Origin of the sequence: Bacteroides sp. MSK.20.12, from assembly GCF_019052435.1 — a bacterium.
GTDB classification, from domain to species: domain Bacteria; phylum Bacteroidota; class Bacteroidia; order Bacteroidales; family Bacteroidaceae; genus Bacteroides; species Bacteroides xylanisolvens.
Map to the genome: position 1 here is coordinate 18,208 of NZ_JAHQVH010000019.1, position 22,978 is coordinate 41,185.

At 41.2% G+C, this 22,978-nt stretch carries 21 protein-coding genes; 13 read left to right on the plus strand and 8 right to left on the minus strand.

Annotation, left to right across the window (positions count from 1 at the left end):
• Positions 1–23: 23 nt before the first annotated feature.
• Positions 24–1,007 carry a glycosyltransferase gene (locus tag KTR06_RS11705; RefSeq protein ID WP_009039126.1) on the minus strand — a complete coding sequence of 328 codons (984 nt, stop codon included), beginning with the start codon at positions 1,005–1,007 and terminating at the stop codon, positions 24–26.
• A 196-nt stretch (positions 1,008–1,203) separates the two neighbouring features.
• On the opposite strand from KTR06_RS11705, the gene KTR06_RS11710 reads away from it, so the two are divergent.
• The 6 genes from KTR06_RS11710 to KTR06_RS11735 are packed head-to-tail and all read left to right on the plus strand — an operon-like array spanning position 1,204 to position 6,593.
• Complete coding sequence (locus KTR06_RS11710; RefSeq protein WP_009039125.1) at positions 1,204–2,013, plus strand: glycosyltransferase family 2 protein; 810 nt, start codon at positions 1,204–1,206, stop codon at positions 2,011–2,013.
• A gap of 1 nt (position 2,014) precedes the next feature.
• A complete protein-coding gene (locus KTR06_RS11715) occupies positions 2,015–3,064 on the plus strand; it encodes a histidinol-phosphate transaminase (protein WP_004298294.1) in 1,050 nt (349 codons plus the stop codon).
• Positions 3,061–3,792 carry an NTP transferase domain-containing protein gene (locus tag KTR06_RS11720; protein WP_009039124.1) on the plus strand — a complete coding sequence of 244 codons (732 nt, stop codon included), beginning with the start codon at positions 3,061–3,063 and terminating at the stop codon, positions 3,790–3,792. The genes KTR06_RS11715 and KTR06_RS11720 overlap by 4 nt, the downstream gene beginning before the upstream one ends.
• Before the next feature lie 16 nt (positions 3,793–3,808).
• Complete coding sequence (locus KTR06_RS11725) at positions 3,809–4,621, plus strand: phosphorylcholine transferase LicD (RefSeq protein ID WP_009039123.1); 813 nt, start codon at positions 3,809–3,811, stop codon at positions 4,619–4,621.
• 29 nt (positions 4,622–4,650) lie between these two features.
• Positions 4,651–5,784: a glycosyltransferase family 1 protein gene (locus KTR06_RS11730; RefSeq protein WP_008641786.1), complete on the plus strand. Its 1,134-nt coding sequence runs from the start codon at positions 4,651–4,653 to the stop codon at positions 5,782–5,784.
• Positions 5,781–6,593: an FkbM family methyltransferase gene (locus KTR06_RS11735; RefSeq protein WP_009039122.1), complete on the plus strand. Its 813-nt coding sequence runs from the start codon at positions 5,781–5,783 to the stop codon at positions 6,591–6,593. Before KTR06_RS11730 ends, KTR06_RS11735 begins: the two co-directional genes overlap by 4 nt.
• On the opposite strand, the gene KTR06_RS11740 is transcribed toward KTR06_RS11735, so the two are convergent.
• Positions 6,594–7,505, minus strand: a complete 912-nt coding sequence (locus tag KTR06_RS11740) for a lipopolysaccharide kinase InaA family protein (protein ID WP_009039121.1) — start codon at positions 7,503–7,505, stop codon at positions 6,594–6,596.
• A gap of 231 nt (positions 7,506–7,736) precedes the next feature.
• On the opposite strand from KTR06_RS11740, the gene KTR06_RS11745 reads away from it, so the two are divergent.
• Entirely contained in the window at positions 7,737–8,795 is a 1,059-nt protein-coding gene (locus KTR06_RS11745) for a glycosyltransferase family 9 protein (RefSeq protein WP_074705762.1), read from the plus strand.
• On the opposite strand, the gene KTR06_RS11750 is transcribed toward KTR06_RS11745, so the two are convergent.
• Genes KTR06_RS11750 through KTR06_RS11760 form a run of 3 tightly spaced genes read right to left on the minus strand, consistent with a single transcriptional unit; the run spans position 8,778 to position 11,554 of the window.
• Entirely contained in the window at positions 8,778–9,854 is a 1,077-nt protein-coding gene (locus KTR06_RS11750; protein ID WP_032851058.1) for a glycosyltransferase family 1 protein, read from the minus strand. The genes KTR06_RS11745 and KTR06_RS11750 overlap by 18 nt on opposite strands.
• Before the next feature lie 59 nt (positions 9,855–9,913).
• On the minus strand, positions 9,914–10,945 hold the full coding sequence (locus tag KTR06_RS11755) for a glycosyltransferase family 9 protein (protein WP_009039118.1): 1,032 nt from the start codon (positions 10,943–10,945) through the stop codon (positions 9,914–9,916).
• Positions 10,946–10,948: 3 nt separating this feature from the next.
• A complete protein-coding gene (locus tag KTR06_RS11760) occupies positions 10,949–11,554 on the minus strand; it encodes a DUF4254 domain-containing protein (RefSeq protein WP_004315555.1) in 606 nt (201 codons plus the stop codon).
• A gap of 117 nt (positions 11,555–11,671) precedes the next feature.
• On the opposite strand from KTR06_RS11760, the gene pdxB reads away from it, so the two are divergent.
• Positions 11,672–12,712 (plus strand): 4-phosphoerythronate dehydrogenase PdxB, encoded by a 1,041-nt coding sequence (pdxB, locus tag KTR06_RS11765; RefSeq protein WP_074705794.1) that lies wholly within the window; start codon positions 11,672–11,674, stop codon positions 12,710–12,712.
• Positions 12,713–12,796: 84 nt separating this feature from the next.
• On the opposite strand, the gene purN is transcribed toward pdxB, so the two are convergent.
• Positions 12,797–13,423 (minus strand): phosphoribosylglycinamide formyltransferase, encoded by a 627-nt coding sequence (gene purN, locus KTR06_RS11770; RefSeq protein ID WP_008024015.1) that lies wholly within the window; start codon positions 13,421–13,423, stop codon positions 12,797–12,799.
• 98 nt (positions 13,424–13,521) lie between these two features.
• Here purN and KTR06_RS11775 point away from each other — a divergent pair, with 98 nt between their 5' ends.
• Genes KTR06_RS11775 through rnc form a run of 3 tightly spaced genes read left to right on the plus strand, consistent with a single transcriptional unit; the run spans position 13,522 to position 16,057 of the window.
• Positions 13,522–13,758: an acyl carrier protein gene (locus KTR06_RS11775; protein ID WP_002558672.1), complete on the plus strand. Its 237-nt coding sequence runs from the start codon at positions 13,522–13,524 to the stop codon at positions 13,756–13,758.
• A 15-nt stretch (positions 13,759–13,773) separates the two neighbouring features.
• Positions 13,774–15,036 carry a beta-ketoacyl-ACP synthase II gene (gene fabF / locus KTR06_RS11780; RefSeq protein ID WP_008024013.1) on the plus strand — a complete coding sequence of 421 codons (1,263 nt, stop codon included), beginning with the start codon at positions 13,774–13,776 and terminating at the stop codon, positions 15,034–15,036.
• Positions 15,002–16,057 carry a ribonuclease III gene (rnc, locus tag KTR06_RS11785; RefSeq protein ID WP_055235806.1) on the plus strand — a complete coding sequence of 352 codons (1,056 nt, stop codon included), beginning with the start codon at positions 15,002–15,004 and terminating at the stop codon, positions 16,055–16,057. The genes fabF and rnc overlap by 35 nt, the downstream gene beginning before the upstream one ends.
• On the opposite strand, the gene KTR06_RS11790 is transcribed toward rnc, so the two are convergent.
• Positions 15,999–17,009 carry an ATP-dependent 6-phosphofructokinase gene (locus KTR06_RS11790; protein ID WP_004315551.1) on the minus strand — a complete coding sequence of 337 codons (1,011 nt, stop codon included), beginning with the start codon at positions 17,007–17,009 and terminating at the stop codon, positions 15,999–16,001. The genes rnc and KTR06_RS11790 overlap by 59 nt on opposite strands.
• A 137-nt stretch (positions 17,010–17,146) precedes the next feature.
• On the opposite strand from KTR06_RS11790, the gene KTR06_RS11795 reads away from it, so the two are divergent.
• Positions 17,147–18,673, plus strand: coding sequence for a GH3 auxin-responsive promoter family protein (locus tag KTR06_RS11795; protein WP_015532109.1), 1,527 nt, complete (start codon positions 17,147–17,149; stop codon positions 18,671–18,673).
• Positions 18,674–18,914: 241 nt separating this feature from the next.
• Here the strand turns inward: KTR06_RS11795 and mnmA are convergent, their stop codons facing one another.
• Entirely contained in the window at positions 18,915–20,054 is a 1,140-nt protein-coding gene (gene mnmA / locus KTR06_RS11800; protein WP_074705758.1) for a tRNA 2-thiouridine(34) synthase MnmA, read from the minus strand.
• 53 nt (positions 20,055–20,107) lie between these two features.
• Between mnmA and KTR06_RS11805 the strand changes: the two genes are divergently transcribed.
• Entirely contained in the window at positions 20,108–22,948 is a 2,841-nt protein-coding gene (locus KTR06_RS11805; protein ID WP_074705756.1) for a DEAD/DEAH box helicase, read from the plus strand.
• Positions 22,949–22,978 lie beyond the last annotated feature (30 nt).

Here is a 22,978-nt window from a genome sequence, read left to right on the forward strand (position 1 = left end):
CTTTCTTTACACGTTACAATTAATTACAACCTCTCTCTATCTCTTGTTGGTTGCCATGGATTCAAAAAACTCATGTATTTATTAAACCGTTCCCATCTATATGTCCACACACTTGTTCCAAAACATCCTTTCAGCTTTTCAAACAACAACAATCTCATTTTCGGTTCAACTTTTGCACGCTTTACATTTTTATAAAGCATTCCATGCCGCATCAAACGCTTATAACACTCTATTGGATAAGAAAATGATTCAACATAATGTACTACTTGAATATCTTCAAGAATCGCATTACCTGAAGCGTTACCCTCAACAGTTGTACTTGTTGAATGCAATCGAAACAGGTTTAGCTTTTCATACAACTCAACAACACTCCCTTGTCTCGCCATCTCTATCCAAAAAAGCCAATCACCACTATATCGCATTGAAAAGCAAGACAAGTCTTTTATTTGCTCAAAACATTGTTTACGAAAAACAACGCCACTAGCATTGTAAATATAATTGCGCCAATAAAGATTATGTTTTATATAATCTTCACCATTAAAGACACCCATATTGCAAGGGCGACGCAATTGTTTTGAAGTCCAACGGTCAAAATCTGTAGATAGTTTATTCCCGTTCTCGTCTATACAGTATGAACCTAAAAAACAGAAAGAAGCATGAGGATATTGATTCAAAACAGAAACAGCTTTCTCCAAAAAAGAAGCATCAGCTGCATCATCACTCTCGGCAATCCATATATATTTTCCACGAGACAAACTTATTCCTTTTTGCCATTGAGCAAAAGGACTCCCTGTATTGACTGAATTAATCTCCAAATGAGCAACACGAGAATTTGTTTTATAATGATTTAAAATAGACACACTATCATCGGTTGAAGCATCATCCAATAATATAATCTCATAATCCGTATATGTTTGTGCCAATACCGACTCAATACGTTGTTGTAAAAAACGAGCATAGTTATAATTAGGGATGATTACGCTAACTTCCACCGGATGATTTTCCATTACAAATACACTATTTATCTTAGTTATTATAACAAACTGATAGCAAAGATACAGATATTATTCTTAAAAAAGACGCTAACCCTCTAATGTTTAGCAAAAAAGCCTTTAACGCTTGTCACAACCAAATAAAATGTATACATTTGTAGAATTTTAGTACAAGCCCCCTTAACTATTTAACTAACTTAGTAATAATTATATGAATAAACCAATGGCGAGCAACATAAGTACATCGCTAATTATATCCACCTATAATAGAAGCGACGCATTAGAATTATGCGTTAAAAGCGTGCTACGTCAATCTCTCCTTCCTGATGAAATTATCATTGCTGATGATGGTTCTAAAGAAGACACAAGAGAGCTAATTCATCAATTGGCTGCTTCCTCCGAAGTTCCCATTATTCATGTCTGGCATGAGGATCTAGGCTTCAGACTAGCCTCCATCCGCAACAAAGCTATTGCGAAAGCATCTAAAGAATATATTATACAAATTGACGGAGATATCGTCTTACACAAAGATTTCGTCAAAGATCATGTACGTTTTGCCAAAAGAGGTAGTTTCGTAACTGGTAGCCGTGTATTAATCCGGGAAGGCTTAACGAGAAAAATGTTAGCAGAAAAAAACTGCATCATTTCCATTCACGACAAAGGTACTAAAAATACAATCAACGGAGTACATTTACCTTGGTTGAGTCCACTACTTCAACATTATCGTCAATGGGATGTTTCTTACTCGAGAGGATGCAATATGGCTTTTTGGAAAGAGGATTTGTTAAAAGTCAATGGGTACAATGAAGCTATAACCGGATGGGGAAGTGAAGATCATGAATTAGTATGCCGTCTTATCAACAGCGGTGTACGCAAGCGTACCATCAAATTTGCGGGAATCGTGTTCCATCTTCATCATGAACTACACGGAACAGATAATCTAAACAACAACCGCAGTATTTTGAACGAAACAAAAGTCAGGAAACTAACCTGGTGCGATAAAGGAATCATACAAAACTAATATGGAAAAGAATTTGAACTTTTTAGATCGAAACGAATTTAACTACAGTCCATCAAAAGAAGTAGTAGAAGCTTTAAAAAACTTCGATATAAATAAACTTTGTTTTTATACCCGCATTTATGATGAAGGAAAGAAAAGTATATTATCTGTTTTCTTATCCGAATTATATGATATAGATGAAACACAAGTCCTGCTAGGCTACGGCGGAGAAGATATCCTGAAGCAAGCCGTTCATTACTTCCTGACTCAAGAAGATGGAAACAAAACGATGTTGATTCCCAAGTTCTCATGGTGGTATTATAAATCAATTGCAGATGAGGTGAATGGCCATACTTTGCAATATCCTCTTTACGAAGACGGAAACACTTTTAAATATGACTTTGAGACGCTGAAAGATATGATTCAGAAAGAGAATCCGAAGATTCTTTTACTGGCTTCTCCCAATAACCCTACCGGCAACGGTTTAACTCCGAAAGAACTGGATGAACTGCTTGCAGAAGTACCCAGCCAAACAGTGGTACTGATAGACGAGGCATACGCTTCTTTTGTTTCAACTGATACCAGTTATATCAAAAAACTGGTTAATAAATATCCGAATTTGATTATTTCCCGTACCTTATCTAAATTTTATGGATTGCCCGGTTTACGTATGGGATTCGGATTTATGAGTAAGGAACTGGAAAAATTCAGCAGATATAGCAATAAATATCTGGGATACAACCGAATATCCGAAGATATCGCCATTGCAGCTCTTAAATCGGACGCACACTACCGCAATATCGCCAAACTGATGAACGAAGACCGTGAGCGCTACGAAAAGGAAATCGGCGTGTTACCCGGATTCAAAGTATATGAATCGGTTGCCAATTTCATTTTAATCAAATACCCGATAGAGCTAAAAGAGGCTTTACAAAAGGCTTTTGCCGAACAGAGTTATAAAGTGAAGTTTATGAATGAACCGGATATCAACACTCATTTGCGTATCACATTGGGACGTCCAGAGCAAAACCGGATCGTTATAGATACAATTAAAGAAATCGCCTCCAAATGAAAGCAGTAATATTAGCCGCAGGAATAGCGTCACGCTTACGCCCGCTGACCGATACAACGCCCAAATGCCTCCTCAAGATAGGAGAACGATGCCTACTGGAAAGGGCTTTTGATGCTCTGATACAAAATGGATTCAACGAATTCATTATCGTCACGGGGTATCGCCAGCAACAAATCGTTGATTTTCTGCAGGCACGTTATCCAGTCCAAAATATTACTTTCATCTATAATGACAGATATGAATCAACCAACAATATCTATTCATTATGGCTTACCCGACCGTATACAGACGGGGAAGAAATATTGTTATTAGACAGCGACATTGTTTTTGATCCTCAAATTGTAGAAAAACTGCTTCACTCGGATAAGGACGACATATTGGCACTGAATCGCCATGAGCTTGGAGCGGAAGAAATAAAAGTTATCGTAGACGATGCACAAAAGGTTGTTGAAATCAGCAAAGTCTGTTCTATATCCGATGCTATCGGAGAGTCTATCGGTATCGAAAAGATGTCAGCTGAATACACCAAAGCTCTATTCCGGGAACTGGACATTATGATTACCACTGAAGGACTGGACAATATATTCTACGAACGGGCTTTTGAGCGACTGATTCCGCAAGGATATAGCTTTTACGTCATGGATACCACCGAGTTCTTCTCGGCCGAACTGGACACCGTAGAGGACTTTCAACAGGCACAGAAGCTGATTCCAGCCAGTCTTTATTAATCAAATTCATATAGAAATGGCAAATTACGATATCCGCCCTCTACAGCTTCGCATATTAAAGAATTTATTAGCTGTTGACAAAGTTTGCAAAGAACATAATCTGCGATATTACATCATGGCAGGCACCATGCTGGGAGCCGTCCGCCACAAAGGATTTATCCCTTGGGATGATGATCTGGATATCGGCATGCCAAGAGCCGATTATGATTTATTAATGGCTAATGCCAAAGAATGGTTACCGAAACCATACGAAGCTGTATGTGCTGAAAACGACAAGGAATATCCTCTTCCATTCGCAAAAGTACAGGATGCCGATACCACTCTAATTGAACGTATGCATCTCAAATATTTGGGAGGCGTATATATTGATATATTCCCACTGGACGGAGTTCCGGAGAGCCGCATGGCGCAAAGAATGCATTTTGCAAAGTACGAATTCTACAAACGTGTACTTTATCTGATTCATCGCGATCCATACAAGCATGGAAAAGGCCCCAGTTCATGGATACCGCTATTATGCAGAAAGCTTTTTACCCTTACCGGAGCACAGGAAAGTATCAGGAAAGTAATGAAAAAGTATGATTTCGACCAATCCACATTGGTCTGTGATTATGATGACGGAATGAAAGGAATCATGTCTAAAGATATTCTGGGTACCCCTACTCCAATCTTATTTGAAAATGAAGAAGTATGGGGAGTACAGAAATACGATGTCTATCTGTCACAGAAATACGGAGATTACATGACCATACCTAAACAAAGTGGGCAAAGACAACACAATTTCCATTATTTAGACCTGAATAAACCTTATCGGGAGTTTGAAGTCTAACTATAATCACATAAAGGTAAGAAGTAGAAATGAGAATAGGTTTTGACGGAAAACGTGCAGTACAGAATTTCACCGGTTTGGGTAATTATAGCCGCTATATAGTGGATATTCTATGCCAATTCTATCCGGAGAATGAATATGTATTGTATGCCCCTAAGAAACGGGAAAATAAAAGGCTGAACAAATTAACGAAGCAATATCGGCAACTACAGCTTTCTTACCCCACTACTTCTTTCTGGAAAAAGTTAAGTTCGTTATGGCGAGTGTTGGGAGTCACCCGCCAATTGGAAAAAGAAAGAATTGATATTTTTCACGGACTTAGCAATGAATTACCCCTGAATATCCATAAAAGTAAGGTAAAAAGTATCGTAACAATCCACGATTTGATATTTCTGCGATACCCACAATACTATCATTCGATCGACAGGAATATATATACATACAAATTCCGCAAAGCCTGCGAAAATGCGGATAGAATCATTGCTATCAGCGAATGTACCAAACGTGATATTATTGAGTATTTCGGGATTCCTGCCGATAAGATAGAAGTTGTTTATCAGGGATGTGATACTTCATTCACGCACCCTGTAACAGAAGAGAAAAAAAGAGAAGTCCGAGCTAAATATCAGCTACCGGAACACTATATCCTCAACGTAGGAAGTATTGAAGAACGAAAGAATGCCCTTTCGGCGGTACAAGCACTGACGATGCTTCCTGAACAAATTCATCTTGTCATTGTAGGACGCCATACAGAATACACTGATAAGATTGAACGTTTTATTAAGGAGAATAAGCTGGAAGAAAGAGTGCACATCATCAGCAATGTTCCTTTTGATGATCTGCCGACTTTTTATCAGCTAGCTGAAATTTTTGTATATCCTTCACGCTTTGAAGGCTTTGGCATCCCCATTATAGAAGCTTTATACTCCGGAATTCCGGTAGTAGCCGCAACAGGTTCTTGCCTGGAAGAAGCCGGAGGTCCCGACTCAATCTATATACATCCCGACGATATCAAAGGAATGGCCAATGCTTTCAAACAGATATACTCTGACCCTGAAAGAAAGAAAGTAATGATTGAAAAAGGGCAAATATTTGCCAAAAGATTCTCTGAAGAAAAGCAAGCGGAAGAGATCTTAAACATCTACAAGAAATTAATGAGATGAACATACTTAAACACACAATAAAGAAATTTATATATGGCACTCTCCCATATTATTTCATGAAAGGATATAAGCCCGGCTCTCCTTATCTGAAATACTATGAATATATTAAAGAACATGGATATTCAAGACACCTGTATGAATTCAAAGATGAATATGCAAATATGCCCGTTGACGTACAGAAAGACGAGGAGAAAGGTTTATACTATGTTCAAAAAGAAGAGAAACGGCTCTATTTCAGAAAGAGCACTCCGGCCAGGAAAATTCAAAAATATTACAGGGCTTTGAGCATGGAACAAGACAGGCGTTCACCGCACCATTACTTCAACAGCGTTAAAGAAGTGACAGGAAAGGTATTTGTGGATGTTGGTTGCGCCGAAGGATATTCTTCATTGGAAATCATCGAAGAAGCTAAACATGTTTACCTGTTTGAACAGGACGAACAATGGTTGGAGGCCATCAGAGCGACCTTTGAGCCATGGCAAGATAAAGTTACGATTGTCCAAAAGTATGTAAGCGACCATAACTCTTCAAGAGAACAAACCCTGGATGACTTCTTCAACAATCAAACGGATGAGCATCTATTTCTAAAAATGGATATCGAAGGAGCTGAACGGCATGCATTGGCCGGATGCAAGAACTTATTTCAGAATTGCCAGAAGTTGGATTTTGCAATTTGCACATACCATCTACATGATGACGAAGCAGTCATTTCTGCATTTTTGGATAAGCATAACTGCACATATACCAATCAGAAAGGTTTTTTCAGGCATAAAATCCGCAGTGTAGTCATGCGCGGAAGTAAGAGTTAATCATTGATAATCAGCAGAAAGCAATTCGCAATAGTCATACTTACACAAGTATGTATCATAAATGCGCTTTTCTTTTTTCAATAAGAAACGTGAGATATGCGGTTCCCAGGAAAAGAACTTACGTACGGAACGGTACAAACGGAAGAATAAAATCAGGGATACGATATGCCTTTCTTGTTCTTTTCGCGCCGCACGACGATAAATATAATGAGTAAAGAACTGATCGCTATAACGAAGAGCCAGACTGACAGTAGATTCTACATCCCATCCCCTCAAAGAAGCGTATTCTGTCATTATATAAGTCAGCACTTCACGAGAGATGCATAAACGACACATATTACGGCACACAGTATCACAATCAATATCCGATAGTAACTGCATGCGATTCACGTCGACCAGGGAAAAACTATATTCATTCGCATCATTCTGATGGATCAATATATTGCCGGGCGAATAGTCCAAATGCAGGATACCTGCCTGATGCAAAGCAGCCGTGTAGCGCGCAAAAGCAGAAAGTTTATCTTCATTTCCTTCCACTTTCCCATCCATCAGGGAACGGACTGTTTCGCCACCATCATAACAACAAATGTAATAGCTATGTGAAAGAAGGCCACTCTGGAATTGTTCGATCATAGCAACTGGCTCCGGAGTGTCAAAGCCATGTTGTTGAATTTCCATAGAGTAAATATAGGAACGCTCTGCTTTTGATTGCCGGAAAAACGAATATACAACACGATTGATGATGTGAGGCTTCTTAAAGCTCTTCACCACAACATCAATGCTGCCTAAGCCAATTCGTTTTAAAACATTACGCCCATCGTACACCACATCTCCTTTTTCCTGGAAGGACCTTGGAATTTCTTCTATCTCCTTCTGCAGATGCGCGTACTTGGGATTTACAATCACTCTCATTACACTCTCCTATATAATACTAATTACAAAGATGGAGCAAAGATAAAGAAATTAAGGCATATTCCGACTATATTTTTTTCTTTTCTCACAAAGATTGGCTAACTCTCTATACATATAAGTACTGTTGCGAACAACTTTAGTCGTTTTTTCTTTTTTCTTTTCATTTATATTTAGACATAAATGCTTTTTTTTAGCTATGTTTGCACGATAAAAAGCATAAAGAAGTCAAGCATGAAACCAATCAAAAAAATTCTGATTATTCGATTTAGACAAATAGGGGACTCTATTCTGGCTGTTGCATTGTGCAGTACGCTGAAAAAAAGTTTTCCCGATGCAGAAATACACTTTGTGCTGAATAAAAATATAGCATCGCTCTATGAGGGTCACCCGGACATAGATAAGGTTATTACATTTGACAAGAATGAGAATAAACCATTCACTGCTTATATAAAAAAAGTATGGCAAGTGACGCATCAAAACAAATACGATGTCATCATCGATATGCGTTCTACGATCCGGACTCTTTTTTTCTCTCTTTTTTCATTAAAAACCCCTTTCCGGATAGGGCGTATCAAGGGATACACACGTTTTCTATTAAATTATCGGACAGACACTTACAGCAATAGTCTAACAACTGATATGGTAGAACGCAACCTATTGCTTGCAGCGCCATTAGAGAAAATCAAGCCTATTCAATATACAAAAGAATTCAGGTTATACCTCACTGACCAGGAGAAAAAAGACTTTCGATATTATATGGAAAAGGAGGGGATAGATTTCGCGCGCCCTGTATTCCTAATAGGAGTCACCACCAAGCTCCTCCATAAAAAATGGAATACGGAGTTTATGATAACCACACTTAAAAGAATATTGGAAGAATACAAGGACATACAAATGATCTTCAACTATGCACCGGGGTATGAAGAAGAAGATGCAAGAAATATCTACAAGGAATTGGGATGTCCGGAACGCATCAAGATTGATATACAAGCCTCTTCATTACGACAACTGGCAGCACTTTGCGCCAACTGCTCGTTTTATTTCGGAAACGAAGGAGGAGCCCGACACATTGCGCAAGCCCTCGAAATTCCTTCATTCGCTATTTATTCGCCAAGCGCCTATAAATCAATGTGGTTACCTACAAATTCCGTACTTGCCCGAGGTATTAGTCCCGACGATATTCTTCCGCCGGAACAACAAGCAACATTAACTTATGAAGAACGTTTCGCATTAATTACCCCGGAAAAGGTATACAATCAATTAACTTCGACATTAAGACAATTGGGCTAACTCGTGATATAAATCAAGATAAGCTTGTATATGCTTCTCATAACTGAATGAAGCTGCATGTTCTTTCATTCTGGCCAAGCGTTCCTCATCTTTATAGAAATCAGGCAAATGCTCCCGGATACTTTGCACCATAGATTCTGTATCCAAATGCTCCCACATGATGGCGTGTCCATTACAAACTTCCGGCAAACTAGTGCGATTAGCTGCAAATACAGCCTTTCCAAACTGCATAGCTTCCACCACAGGGAGTCCAAAACCTTCTCCTTCACTAGGAAACAGGAACGCCTCACAGTTCCGATACAACCATATCTTTTCACTTTGAGTGATTACATCTGTCAAAAACACATTAGTGACTTGCTTCTCACGAATCAGATTACGCACTTCTTCAGCATAAGCGAAATGGGCATCTCCACAAATATACAAATCATATTCCGGGAAATGGCGCATTACGTCAACCAAGAGATGGAAATTCTTTTTCCTACGGATCTGTCCAATCGTAAAAAAGAAAGGACGTCCCGTCGCAAAAGACGGCTGGGTTCCTTCCAACATATCGATCCTCTCCACCCCATTATAGATGACCCGGATCTCTTTCCCCTTCAAATCTATATGTTGACGAATGACATCTGCGACATAATGAGAAATCGTTGTGACTACTGCTGCCTTATTGACCTTATTCTGCATCCGACGAAGATACATTTTAGCCTTCCAAGGCTTTTTCTCCGTTAAGAAATTAAAGTCATGTATAGTAAAGATAAACTTTGTACCACCGGCAATACGCAACAACTTCCGCTGCTGATTCACCGCATGCCATACATCTACTTTAGGAAGGGTAAAAGGGAAAAACTTATTGATACGACGTACCGGAACAGAGGTCACATTCGGGCCAAATTCCTGCATATATTTCTGTCTCAACAAATATACAAAATGAAGATCCTCTATCGGCATAGACGAAAAAGCGGCCGCATAGTTGGCCGCAATCTGTCCGAAACCAGCTGTTAGACTACCATAATTCGTAAGATCTATCAGTACCTTTTTCTTTCGTTGTATCTCTTTTTCCATCATTATTTGATTCTACGCTCTTTCGGCTCAAAAACAACTAAATTGAATTCCTGCGAATATCAACCTACAATCCCTTCTATTTTTGCAATAACCTGTTCCGGCTTTATATCTCTTAAACAGGCATAATCACCACGCCAACAAGGCTTCTGTCCATATACAGAGCAGGGCCGGCATGACAAATCAAGTTGCACGGTATTAACCGGCAATTGCTTCCAGCCCATAAAACCGGCATAAGGATGAGTGGCCCCCCAAATAGAAACAACCGGAATATTGACCAAGGACGCCAAATGCATATTAGCAGAATCCATTGAAAGCATCACATCCAAATGGCTCATCAGATTCAGCTCGGTACGCATATTCAGTTTACCGATCATTGAAACAACAGAAGGATATTTAGCAATCCATGCGTCAAACACTTCCTGCTCGCTTTTACCACCTCCAAAAAGAAAAACTTTCACTTGTGGGTTAGCCGCAAAATGTGCTATAACCTGCTCCTGCAACTCTAACGGATAAATCTTACCTCTGTGTTTGGCAAAAGGGGCTATACCAATCCATTTCTGACCTTCCTTAGGTCCTGTGACTGGCTCTATCTCCGCAAAATTGCCTTTTCCTTCGCCATAAATAGAAGAGAAATTTAATAAAACCGGTAAACCTAGCTTCTCAAGCACATCGGCATAACGGCGAAAAGAACTCTTCTGATTCTCCATCACCTTATCGTGACGACGAACCAGTTTCTTTTTACCGGCCCTTCCCTTACATATGGAAGCTACCGGTTTATTGGCAAGACGGAATCGCAGACATAAATATTTGGAACGAAGCACATGATGAAAATCAGCAATGTAATCAAAATGCATCGCTTTCAACTCCGAATAGAGGCTATTCAAGCCCCAAAGCCCCTTATGTTTACCTGTTAAGTCAGCTCCGACAAAACCTACATTCGTAGGCAGCCCCTGAAAGAGCGGCTGCCATACAGCACGACTTAACACTGTTATTTCGTGCTGCGGGTATTGCACAGCCAGCGAATGTATTACCGGTATTGTCATGGCTACATCGCCAAGAGCTGAAAAACGAATAATGAGAATACGCGCCATTCGTTATTTTTTTGCATAAAGCACCGGATTCAATGCCGGGTCATTATACATTTTCATCTGTTTATATACTTTCATATATTTTCTCCCGGCTTCGATATCAGCCAATAACTGCTCAATAGCCGCAGAGAGGTCTTTACGTTGTTCTAGCAGGATATTCAGCTTAGTCTGACATTGAAGACGGTGTTCCTCTGTAGTATCCGTACGTTCCACTTCCTGCTGCATGTGGTAAATTTTCAATGCAAGAATTGACAAGCGGTCAATAGCCCATGCAGGACTTTCCGTATTGATCGTTGCGTCAGAAAGAGGTTTTACTTCTTTGTATTTGTCTAAGAAGTAGCTATCAATTAGTTCCACCAAGTCTGTACGATCCTGATTTGATTTATCAATTCTTCTTTTCAAAGCCAATGCTTCTACCGGATCAATCTGCGGGTCACGGATAATATCCTCAAAATGCCATTGCACAGCATCAATCCAGTTCTTTAGATATAAATAATACTCAATAGTTTTCAACTCGTAAGGATTGTTCATCGGAGCATCCACACTATCCGTTACATGGTAATCTGTTGTCGATTTCCAAAAAATCTCGTTGCAAAGGTTACTAAATGTCATAATCTTAACTAGCTAATAGATATATAATAGGGCAAATCTATGTAATATTTTTCAGACAAGCAACCGTTTCTTACTTTTTTATTTGTTACCTTTGTGGGTATTAAAGATGAATTGTATATGAAAATTATTATCGACAATAAAATACCATTTATAAAAGAGGCGATTCAGAGAATAGCCGATGAGGTGGTTTATGTACCGGGGAAAGATTTTACTCCGGAGCTCGTACGGGATGCAGACGCACTTATCGTCCGTACCCGCACACACTGCAACCGGAATTTATTGGAAGGTAGTCGAGTGAAATTCATAGCAACGGCAACCATAGGTTTCGATCACATTGATACAGAGTATTGCAAACAGGCAGGCATAGAATGGACAAATGCTCCGGGATGCAATTCTGCTTCTGTCGCCCAATATATACAGTCATCGCTTCTGGTGTGGAAATCTTGCAGAAACAAAAAGTTAAACGAACTGACGATTGGAATCATAGGAGTGGGAAACGTAGGGAGTAAAGTAGCTAAAGTTGCCCGGGATTTTGGCATGCGCGTTTTACTGAATGATTTGCCACGGGAGGAAAAAGAAGGAACAGAGCAGTTCGCTTCACTAAGTAAAATAGCAGAAGAATGTGATATCATTACCTTTCACGTACCTTTATATAAGGAAGGGAAATATAAAACCTTCCACTTGGCAGATGAGAACTTCTTCCAGTCACTCAAACGAAAACCGGTTATCATTAATACCTCCCGAGGAGAGGTCATTGACACCAATGCTCTTTTAAAAGCCCTAGACAGCCGGATCATTTTAGATGCCATCATTGATGTATGGGAACATGAACCGGAAATTAACCGTGAGTTACTGGATAAAGTATTTATTGGCACTCCCCACATTGCGGGTTACTCTGCCGATGGAAAAGCAAACGCCACACGCATGTCACTGGATGCCATTTGCAAATTCTTCCAAATAGAAGCTGATTATAAAATAAACGCACCGACACCCGCCTCTCCTATCATACATGCCAAAAACCATGAAGAAGCAATCCTCCAAATATATAATCCAGTCGAAGATAGCACCCGATTGAAAAATCAACCGGAACAATTCGAAACCTTACGCGGGGATTATCCTTTGCGGCGAGAAGAGACAGCTTATTTAATCAAGTATTAAGAAATAAGTATTAAGTATTAACCGTAGCGACCGAGAACTTCATGAAATTCCGTCAAACGATTATCTGCATGGAGTAATACTTAATTAATACTTATTTCTTAATACTTGTTCTATGACTTGCGGGAAGTATTCATATTCCAAGGCATGCACTTTCTTGGCTACATCATCCGGAGAATCTGTCGGAAGAACAGGACAGGTAGCCTGGAAGATTGCATTTCCTTCGTCATAATGCTCATTTATATAATGTATAGTGATACCGCTTTCCTTTTCACCGGCAGCCACTACCGCTTCATGAACCCGGTCACCATACATTCCTTTGCCTCCGAACTTCGGCAGAAGAGCAGGATGTATATTTATAATTTTATCGGGATAAGCATGCAAAAGCAAGTCAGGCACACGAACCAGAAAGCCAGCCAGTACGACAAAGTCGATGCGGTACTCCTGCAAAATAGCCAAAATTTCATCTCCGGCTATCCAGTCCTCCTTTGGAAACACGTTACAGGGCACTCCCAAACGATGCGCACGTTCCAAAACGTATGCATCACTTTTATTAGAAAGTACCAACGAAACCTGAACGGAATCGTTTTTTTGGAAATACCGGATAATATTCTCGGCATTTGAACCGGAACCGGAAGCAAAAATTGCGATGTTTTTCTTCATAACCCTCAATTTCGATGCACAAAACAGTGAAAAATGTGCAAAACTTTGCATTTATTTAGTCAAATATTTGCGCAAAACGATAAATATTCATTCCTTTGCACCGCAAATTTAAAGAAATAAAACTAATTATTAATTAAAAACTTAAAGTTATGTCTGAAATTGCATCAAGAGTAAAAGCGATTATCGTTGATAAATTAGGCGTAGAAGAATCAGAAGTTACAACCGAAGCAAGCTTCACTAACGACCTGGGAGCAGATTCTCTTGACACTGTAGAACTTATCATGGAATTCGAAAAAGAATTCGGTATCTCTATTCCTGATGACCAAGCAGAAAAGATTGGTACTGTAGGTGATGCTGTATCTTATATCGAAGAACACGCTAAGTAATTCGATTTCATCAATATGGAATTAAAAAGAGTGGTAGTAACAGGCCTTGGCGCCATTACTCCCGTTGGCAATAGCGTTCCCGAATTTTGGGAAAACCTTGTGAACGGGGTTAGTGGAGCAGGGCCTATTACTCATTTTGATGCGTCGTTATTCAAGACCCAATTCGCATGCGAAGTGAAAGACTTCGATGCAACGAAATACATAGACCGCAAAGAAGCAAGAAAGATGGACCTGTATACTCAATATGCCATCGCTGTTGCCAAAGAAGCGGTGAGTGATTCCGGTCTTGATGTCGAGAAAGAAGACTTGAACAAAATCGGTGTTATTTTCGGCGCCGGTATTGGTGGTATACATACATTTGAAGAAGAGGTAGGCAACTACTACACTCGTCAGGAAATGGGTCCGAAGTTTAATCCGTTCTTCATTCCAAAGATGATTTCGGATATTGCAGCCGGACAGATTTCTATCATGTATGGTTTCCATGGTCCTAACTACGCGACTTGTTCAGCATGTGCTACTTCAACCAACGCTATTGCAGATGCCTTCAACCTGATTCGTCTGGGTAAAGCAAACGTAATTGTATCCGGTGGTTCGGAAGCAGCTATCTTCCCGGCAGGTGTGGGCGGTTTCAACGCTATGCACGCACTGTCAACACGCAACGACGAAGCTTCTAAAGCTTCACGTCCGTTTAGCGCAAGCCGTGATGGTTTCGTTATGGGCGAAGGTGGCGGTTGCCTGATCCTGGAAGAACTGGAACACGCTAAAGCTCGCGGTGCAAAAATCTATGCAGAAGTTGCCGGTGTAGGTATGTCTGCAGATGCACATCACCTGACAGCTTCTCATCCAGAAGGTCTGGGAGCGAAATTGGTGATGAAAAATGCACTGGAAGATGCGGAAATGGATCCGAAAGAAGTAGATTATATCAATGTACACGGTACATCTACTCCGGTTGGTGATATTTCAGAAGCAAAAGCAATCAAGGAAGTATTCGGTGATCATGCGTTCGAGTTGAACATCAGTTCAACAAAATCAATGACAGGTCACTTGCTGGGAGCTGCCGGTGCGGTAGAATCTATTGCAAGTATCCTTGCTATCAAGAACGGCATTGTTCCTCCGACTATCAACCACGAAGAAGGTGACAACGACGAGAATATCGACTATAACCTTAATTTCACGTTCAATAAAGCACAGAAACGCGAAGTTAATGTTGCCTTGTCCAATACATTTGGATTTGGTGGTCACAATGCGTGCGTTATCTTCAAGAAATACGCAGAGTAATATCGTGTTACGTAACGAAATAGATAAGATAAGGCTCTTGTTCCGCAAGGATAGAGAGTCTTATCTTTGTTTTTACCGGATACTCGGGTTCTACCCGCGCAATATCCAACTTTATGAGCAGGCTCTCCTGCACAAATCAACTTCTGTCCGCTCCGACAAGGGACGTCCCCTCAACAATGAACGGCTGGAGTTTTTAGGTGACGCCATCCTCGACGCCATCGTAGGAGATATTGTCTATAAACGTTTTGAAGGGAAACGGGAAGGTTTCCTGACCAACACACGTTCTAAGATCGTACAACGGGAGACTTTGAATAAGTTGGCCGTTGAAATCGGCTTGGATAAACTCATAAAGTATTCCACCCGCTCTTCTTCTCACAACAGTTATATGTACGGAAATGCTTTTGAGGCATTTATCGGAGCTATTTATCTGGATCAGGGGTATGAACGCTGCAAACAGTTTATGGAGCAACGGATCATCAACCGTTATATCGACCTGGATAAAATATCCCGAAAAGAGGTTAACTTCAAATCCAAACTTATTGAGTGGAGCCAAAAAAATAAGATGGAGGTTTCCTTTGAGTTAATCGAGCAATTTCTCGATCACGACAGCAACCCTGTCTTCCAAACCGAAGTACGCATTGAAGGACTTCCGGCAGGAACAGGTACGGGATATTCCAAGAAAGAGTCTCAACAGAATGCTGCCCAAATGGCTATAAAGAAAGTAAAGGAACCCGTATTTATGTCAACTGTCGAAGAGATCAAAGCACAACATTCAGCAACTACAACAGAACCGGAGTTTGAACTTGCAACTAACTCTGAAACTGAATTGTCAACTGAATTTGAGAATGAACTTGAAGCCGAACTGAATGTAATTCCCGAGACAAAACTGGAGAATGTTTTAGAAGAAAACACCTCCGATAATGAAATTTCTACGGTACAACCTACTATGGAAGCCGAGGAGACTAGCCAAAGCAAATCCCCATGCGACGCCCCTGAATCACCAAATCGTGATCTTCAGTAACTAATTTCAGTTTTCCTGCAACTTCTTCAAGAGGGATAGATGCAATATCGTCTCCTTTTAAAGCTACCATACGCCCGAATTCACCCTTGGCGATCAATTCTGTCGCGTGGCCGCCCATACGGGTAGAAAGATTGCGGTCGAAAGGAGTAGGCGAACCACCACGCTGAATATACCCCAGAACTGTTTCGCGAGTTTCTATACCAGTTTCATATTCAATCTCCTGCGCAATATATTCAGCAGCCCGTTTGCGCCCGTCTGTCCTAATACCTTCTGCTACCACTACAATAGAATAAGGCTTGCCCTTTTTCAGTCTTTCCAGAATCGTATTACCAATATTTTTAATGTCATAAGCAATTTCAGGGAGAAGAATCACATCCCCTCCTCCTGCCATACCGGAATACAAGGCAATCCAACCCGCCTTGTGCCCCATCACTTCAATCACCATCACCCTTTTGTGAGAACTTGCGGTGGAATGTAAACGGTCGATGGCATCGGTAGCAATACTTACTGCCGAGTCGAAACCGAAAGAAATATCTGTGCCCCAAATATCATTATCAATGGTTTTAGGAACAGATACGATATTCACTCCCATCGCAGCAAACTTCGCCGCTGTCTTCTGTGTTCCATTTCCGCCGATACAAACGACACAGTCGAGTTCCATTTCCCGGATATTCTGAAGGATTAAAGACGGTTTGTCAACATCAGAGACAACGCCTCCTTTTTTGAAAGGCTTCTCACGAGAGGTCCCTAACATCGTTCCACCCAGATTGAGCAAACCGGAGAGCGACTTGTCTGTAATAGATTCGACATCTTTAGTCAGCAAGCCCTGAAAACCGCTGTGAATACCTACTACTTCCATCCCGTAATAATTGATGGCAGTTTTGCACACGCCACGAATCGTGGCATTAATACCGGGACAGTCCCCGCCGGATGTTAAGATTCCAATTCTCATTGTCGCATTTTTTAGTCTAAAACTCGGGATTTATATGGAAGTCGTCAATTTTTAACGATTATTTCCGTCGTAAAGATAGAAAAAAAAGATAAATAAGTTACTTTTGCACGACTAAACATTATTATGTTAAAGCAGAAATGAATATTACAAAAATTATTAGTAAGACTTTCGATTCCCGTTTAAAACAGATAGACCTATATGCTAGTCAGGCTAGTGAGATACAGCATCGTGTGTTAAGCCGCTTAACACGCCAGGCCGCTCAAACAGAATGGGGAAGAAAGTACGATTATTCCTCTATCCGTAACTATGAAGATTTCCGTAAACGTGTTCCTATCCAGACATACGAAGAAATTAAGCCTTATGTAGAACGTTTGCGAGCTGGGGAACAGAATCTGCTTTGGCCATCGGAGATACGCTGGTTTGCAAAATCTTCCGGAACGACTAATGATAAAAGTAAATTCCTTCCTGTCAGCAAGGAAGCGCTGGAAGATATTCATTACAGAGGAGGAAAAGACGCAGCAGCTCTTTATTTCCGCATCAATCCGGATAGCCATTTTTTCTCCGGCAAGGGACTGATTCTAGGAGGGAGCCATAGCCCGAACCTCAATTCCAATCATAGTTTAGTAGGAGATTTATCCGCTATTCTGATTCAAAACGTAAATCCGCTTATCAATTTCATTCGCGTACCAAGCAAGAAAATTGCATTGATGAGCGAATGGGAAACCAAGATAGAAGCAATCGCCAACAGCACTATTCCGGTAAATGTGACAAGCCTATCCGGTGTGCCGTCGTGGATGCTGGTACTTATCAAACGTATCCTTGAAAAGACAGGAAAGCAGGCACTGGAAGAAGTATGGCCCAATCTGGAAGTTTTCTTCCATGGCGGAGTGGCTTTCACACCGTATCGTGAGCAATATAAACAGGTGATTACAACACCTAAAATGCATTATGTAGAGACCTACAATGCTTCGGAAGGATATTTCGGAACCCAGAACGACCTTTCCGATCCTGCCATGTTATTAATGATCGACTATGGAATTTTCTACGAATTTGTTCCGTTGGAGGAAGTGGGAAAAGAAAATCCACGGGCTTATTGTCTTGAAGAAGTCGAGCTCAACAAGAACTATGCAATGGTTATTTCTACTTCCTGTGGTTTGTGGAGATACATGATTGGTGATACTGTGAAGTTTACCAGCAAGAATCCCTATAAGTTTGTCATCACGGGAAGAACGAAGCATTTCATCAATGCATTTGGTGAAGAGCTGATTGTCGATAATGCTGAAAAAGGATTGGCAAAGGCTTGCGCCGAAACCGGAGCACAAATTTGCGAATACTCTGCGGCGCCGGTGTTTATGGATGAGAACGCAAAATGCAGGCACCAGTGGCTGATAGAATTTGCCAAAATGCCGGATTCCGTAGAAAAGTTCGCCGCGATACTTGACGCTACATTGAAAGAGGTTAACTCTGACTATGAAGCCAAACGATGGAAAGATATTGCTTTGCAACCATTGGAAGTGATCGTTGCGCGTCAGGGATTGTTCCATGACTGGCTGGCACAGAAAGGAAAACTGGGAGGACAACACAAAGTACCCAGATTAAGCAATACACGCGAATATATAGAAGCAATGCTGGTGCTGAATAATAGCGCTCATCCGGAAGAATAACCAAAAACCAAAACATAACCACTACAAGTTTTTTTTCCATTACAGAGGTTACTTGTATAAGGAGAGAGCGTCAAAACAACTCTCCGATTTCTTTCAGGCACGGATTACACGAATAAACAAGGAAAGAGAATAAACTTATCCATGTAATTCGTGTAATCCGTGCCTTAGTTATATCGATTAGCAAGCTAAGTTTTGTTTTAAAAAACTTGCGTCAGAGCGTTCATCTTCCCAATATGTAAGATTAACGGGCATTGACTATGATTCCTCCTCCTAGTAGCAATCCGTCTCCATAGAATGCAGCAGCCTGTCCGGGAGCAATGGCTGTTAATGGTTCATGAAGCTGCACGTGCAGTAAATGATCCGATGTGACGGTAATCGTACCATGGTTTTCCTGCTTGCGATAGCGTATCTTCACAATTATGTCAGAGCGTCCTAAAGTACGCTCCTGATTTACAAGATTCCAATCTTTCAACCACATTTCTGTTTTTTCCAACGATGAAAGAGAAGCCAACATTACTTCATTATTTTCAGGATCAATCTCTTTCACAAATACAGGACGATTCAGATGAATGCCCAAACCGCGTCTCTGCCCAATAGTATAAAAGGGATAGCCCTCATGCCAGGCAATAAAATTCCCCTTTTCATCGACAAATCTTCCTCTTCTGATTCTGTCAGACCAAGTCTGTTTATCGCTGCCCGATGTCTGACTATTGTTGATTGATGCCTCACTATTACTGACCGACATCTGACCATTTCTGACCAACCAGTCTTTTAAAAAGGTCCGATAGTCCATCGGGCAAAAACAGACACCAATACTATCCTTTTTGGTTGCCACCTTTCGAAAACCATGTTCAGCAGCCCAGGCACGGGCTTCAGCTTTCGTAATATCGCCCATCGGCAACAGCATCCTATTAAGAATATCCTGTTTCAATCCCCATAAGAAGAAGGTTTGATCCTTATCTGAATCGGCGGCGTATGTTATATAAAAGGTTTCATTTAGTTGTATATTCTGCGCATAGTGTCCGGTAGCAATATAAAAAATTCCCATTTCATCGGCAATCTTAGCAAGTAAAGGCCATTTCAGATAATTATTGCACAAGGTACAGGGAACCGGAGTACGTCCTGCCAGGTATTCCTGCACAAAATATTCAATAATCTGCTGGGCAAATATCTCACGGGCATCGTATGTTATATGCCGTATTCCTAAACGTTCTGCCAAATTACGGGCATCTTCCAGGTATTCTGTCGAACCATTCAATTCATAAAAACGGAAGGTTACCCCGATTACTTCATAACCGGCTTCCAGCAATCGCATAGCAGCAACAGAGCTATCTGTACCGCCACTCATCCCAAGCAATACGCGTTTGTTTTCCTCTATCATGCTGCAAAATTAAGTATTTTCCCGTATCTTTGTCAGTTAAAGCCTAAAAGAGAATGAAAGAGAGACCAACTAACGGACAAGTTATAATCGTTTTCACAGAGCATCCGATACTCGGCATATTACTGATTCCGTATATTGCGGAAAGGCTGAACGATGGCACCTTGCAATTAGTGGAGCAAGCGTTTCACGCCTCTCCGGAAGCTATGAGCATAATGAGCGAAGCGGAAAGACAAGCTATCGATATCGCTTCATACTATACAGAAAAGTATCTGATGGGTCTCTACTCCCGTGAAAAAACAGTATCACGCTTTCTACATAAGCTATCCGAAGATCCGGAACGAATTAAAAATAACATTCGCCCGTTTATCGAAAAGAAGCTGTTGGAGATGCTGGCGTTGATACGGGAAAACGGACTGCCTTTTTATCAGAAACAAGCCGGTAGCAAAATCTTATACGCCCATCATATTTATCATATCAACCCTCACGACGTAGAAATTCGCGTAACGTTTCATGTTGATAGTAAAACGTTCCGTTATCAATTGCAGTGTTATTATGAAGGGCAACCGTTCTCTTTGAGTGAGTTAAAACCGGTAGTTGTACTGACCTCCTCGCCGGCCACTCTATTATTGGGAATGGAGTTATATTTCTTTCCGCACATTGAAAGCGCACGTATCTTACCTTTCACAAAGAAAAGATCGATTAGCGTAGACGCTTTACAGATTGAAAAATACATAGACAACATCGTTATTCCAATTGCGCGTTATCACGATATCGAGACTCACGGTTTGAATATTACTGAAGAAGAATGTGCCTGTGAGGCTGTTCTCTCATTCGAAGATGCCACATACAACGGACAAGCATTGCAACTTGTCTTCCGCTATGGAGACCAGACATTTGCACCAGATAGTGCTAATGAAATGAAGAAAATCATTTATCGGAAAACATCCGGTGAAATCGGCTTTTTCCGGCGTAATATTACAGTGGAAGAACAAGCAGTCCAACTCTTAACGAATGCCGGTCTGCAACAACTCAATGCCACACACTTCCAACTATCTGCCAAAGCTCCGGAAAAGACAATTGTCGAATGGATCAACAATCATCGGGAGATGTTGCAGCAATCCTTTCACCTTACCAGTAATGTAGGGAATGCGTTGTATTGTCTGGATGAGATACGCATCGAGCAAAGCTGCGACGATGAGGTTGACTGGTTTGAACTGCACATCACTGTTGTTATCGGTAATCTACGCATTCCTTTTTCACGTTTCCGCAAACATATCCTCGAAGAAAAGCGGGAATATCTGCTACCTGACGGGCGTATGATTCTCCTGCCTGAAGAGTGGTTCAGCAAATATGCGAACTTACTGGAGATGGGAGTACAAACAGAAAAAGGAATTCGGTTGAAACATGCATTTATAGGTGCCGTACAGACAGCTTTGGGTGAGGATGGAGTGAAAAAATTCCCCGCGAAGCAGCAAATACATAACGTTGCCGTACCAAGAACGCTTAAAGCAACGTTACGCCCCTATCAGCAGAAAGGATTCTCGTGGATGGTACACCTCCATAAACAAGGATTTGGCGGATGCCTGGCAGATGACATGGGACTCGGGAAGACGCTTCAGACTCTTACCCTGCTACAGTACATATATAAGCCATCCGCTCCCAAACAACCCGCTACCCTAATTGTAGTCCCCACATCGCTACTTCACAACTGGCGACGGGAAGCCAAGCGCTTCACAGGGCTCTCAATGATGGAATACAACAACACCGTGGCTATAGACAAGAAACGTCCGGAAAAATTCTTCGGTCATTTTCACTTGATCTTTACTACGTATGGCATGATGAGAAATAACATTGATATACTCTCTTCCTACCGTTTCGAATACGTTGTGCTCGATGAAAGCCAGAATATCAAGAATAGCGAATCGCTCACCTTCCGGTCGGCAATTCAACTGCAAAGCAAACACCGACTCGCACTGACAGGTACTCCTATCGAAAACTCATTAAAGGACCTGTGGGCTCAATTTCATTTTATACAACCGGACTTACTGGGCACGGAAAGTGCTTTCCAAAAGCAGTTCATAATGCCGATTCGCCAGGGAAACGAACGCGTAGGAGTGCAGTTGCAACAACTGACTGCCCCATTCATCCTCCGCAGAAGCAAGAAAGAGGTAGCTCCGGAACTTCCTGAACTTACCGAAGAAACAATCTACTGCGACATGACTGAAGAGCAGAACACGTGTTACGAACAGGAGAAAAACAGCCTGCGAAACATACTTCTCCAGCACTCTCAAAGTACGAACAGGCTCCATTCGTTTAGTGTACTAAATGGCATTTTGCGTTTACGACAACTCTCTTGTCATCCGCAACTCATTCTTCCTGATTATACCGGAACATCCGGAAAAACCGCACAGATAATCGAAACATTCGATACATTACAAAGCGAAGGACACAAAGTCCTAATTTTCTCTTCATTCGTCAGACATCTGGAGGTCTTGGCTGAAGCTTTCCGAGAACGAGGCTGGAAATATGCCCTATTAACAGGAGCAACCAACAACCGGCCCTCCGAAATCGCCCATTTCACCGAGCAAAAAGATGTTCAGGCATTCCTTATTTCACTAAAAGCAGGGGGTGTGGGGCTCAATCTTACACAAGCCGACTATGTATTCATCATAGATCCCTGGTGGAATCCTGCCGCCGAATCGCAAGCCATCGCCCGTGCCCATCGTATCGGTCAGGATAAGCAAGTGATTGCCTATCGCTTCATTACACAAAACAGTATCGAGGAAAAGATTCTGCATCTGCAAGATGAGAAACGAAAACTGGCAGAAACATTTGTTGCCGACAGTGAGTCATTGCCTATATTAAGCAATGAGCAATGGGTAGACCTGCTCTAATAATACATTAAGCCTCAATCTATCACAGAG

Bases quoted from the DNA above. Each gene is read 5' to 3' on its own strand.
- pdxB (WP_074705794.1), top strand. From the start codon at position 11,672: ATGAAAATTATTATCGACAATAAAATACCATTTATAAAAGAGGCGATT.
- fabF (WP_008024013.1), top strand. From the start codon at position 13,774: ATGGAATTAAAAAGAGTGGTAGTAACAGGCCTTGGCGCCATTACTCCC.
- KTR06_RS11775 (WP_002558672.1), top strand. From the start codon at position 13,522: ATGTCTGAAATTGCATCAAGAGTAAAAGCGATTATCGTTGATAAATTA.
- KTR06_RS11750 (WP_032851058.1), bottom strand. From the start codon at position 9,854: ATGGAAAAAGAGATACAACGAAAGAAAAAGGTACTGATAGATCTTACG.
- KTR06_RS11710 (WP_009039125.1), top strand. From the start codon at position 1,204: ATGAATAAACCAATGGCGAGCAACATAAGTACATCGCTAATTATATCC.
- KTR06_RS11795 (WP_015532109.1), top strand. From the start codon at position 17,147: ATGAATATTACAAAAATTATTAGTAAGACTTTCGATTCCCGTTTAAAA.
- KTR06_RS11720 (WP_009039124.1), top strand. From the start codon at position 3,061: ATGAAAGCAGTAATATTAGCCGCAGGAATAGCGTCACGCTTACGCCCG.
- mnmA (WP_074705758.1), bottom strand. From the start codon at position 20,054: ATGATAGAGGAAAACAAACGCGTATTGCTTGGGATGAGTGGCGGTACA.
- KTR06_RS11735 (WP_009039122.1), top strand. From the start codon at position 5,781: ATGAACATACTTAAACACACAATAAAGAAATTTATATATGGCACTCTC.
- KTR06_RS11805 (WP_074705756.1), top strand. From the start codon at position 20,108: ATGAAAGAGAGACCAACTAACGGACAAGTTATAATCGTTTTCACAGAG.
- KTR06_RS11760 (WP_004315555.1), bottom strand. From the start codon at position 11,554: ATGACATTTAGTAACCTTTGCAACGAGATTTTTTGGAAATCGACAACA.
- KTR06_RS11755 (WP_009039118.1), bottom strand. From the start codon at position 10,945: ATGGCGCGTATTCTCATTATTCGTTTTTCAGCTCTTGGCGATGTAGCC.
- KTR06_RS11705 (WP_009039126.1), bottom strand. From the start codon at position 1,007: ATGGAAAATCATCCGGTGGAAGTTAGCGTAATCATCCCTAATTATAAC.
- KTR06_RS11790 (WP_004315551.1), bottom strand. From the start codon at position 17,009: ATGAGAATTGGAATCTTAACATCCGGCGGGGACTGTCCCGGTATTAAT.
- KTR06_RS11745 (WP_074705762.1), top strand. From the start codon at position 7,737: ATGAAACCAATCAAAAAAATTCTGATTATTCGATTTAGACAAATAGGG.
- KTR06_RS11715 (WP_004298294.1), top strand. From the start codon at position 2,015: ATGGAAAAGAATTTGAACTTTTTAGATCGAAACGAATTTAACTACAGT.
- purN (WP_008024015.1), bottom strand. From the start codon at position 13,423: ATGCAAAGTTTTGCACATTTTTCACTGTTTTGTGCATCGAAATTGAGG.
- KTR06_RS11730 (WP_008641786.1), top strand. From the start codon at position 4,651: ATGAGAATAGGTTTTGACGGAAAACGTGCAGTACAGAATTTCACCGGT.
- rnc (WP_055235806.1), top strand. From the start codon at position 15,002: ATGCGTGCGTTATCTTCAAGAAATACGCAGAGTAATATCGTGTTACGT.
- KTR06_RS11740 (WP_009039121.1), bottom strand. From the start codon at position 7,505: ATGAGAGTGATTGTAAATCCCAAGTACGCGCATCTGCAGAAGGAGATA.
- KTR06_RS11725 (WP_009039123.1), top strand. From the start codon at position 3,809: ATGGCAAATTACGATATCCGCCCTCTACAGCTTCGCATATTAAAGAAT.